This is a genomic window from Dietzia massiliensis, from assembly GCF_018390595.1.
GTDB classification, from domain to species: Bacteria; Actinomycetota; Actinomycetes; order Mycobacteriales; family Mycobacteriaceae; genus Dietzia; species Dietzia massiliensis.
The window spans coordinates 1-344 of record NZ_JAHBAV010000333.1 but is presented as its reverse complement, the minus strand read 5'-3'; the positions used below and the strand labels follow the sequence as shown (position 1 = coordinate 344).

Annotated in this window: 1 pseudogene; it reads right to left on the bottom strand. The window is 62.8% G+C overall.

The window, feature by feature from the left end:
- Positions 1-332, bottom strand: a pseudogene (locus tag KHA85_RS20700) (PTS mannose transporter subunit IIA); the annotation flags it as partial.
- Between the last annotated feature and the right edge of the window lie 12 nt (positions 333-344).

The window sequence follows — 344 nt, the reverse complement described above, 5'->3', positions numbered from 1 at the left end:
GTGCTCAGATCGCCGTCGACCGATGCCGGCGCCGCCGCGCCGCCTTTGGACTGCGATTTCATCTCTTGCATGCGACGGGTCGCAGCTTCCAGATCGTCATCCTCTTTCACCTTGGAGGTTTTCAGCAGGAAAGCGGACACCACGAAGGAGACGGCAAAGGCTGCGCACACCGCCGCAATGTTGGCGAAGTAGGCGCCTTTCGGGGTCATCGCCAGCACAGCCAGGATCGAACCCGGAGAAGCCGGAGAAACCAGGCCGCCGTTCAGCATCGTCAGGGTGAAGACGCCGGTCATGCCCCCCAGGATCACCGCCAGCAGCAGGCGTGGGTTCATCAGCACGTAAGG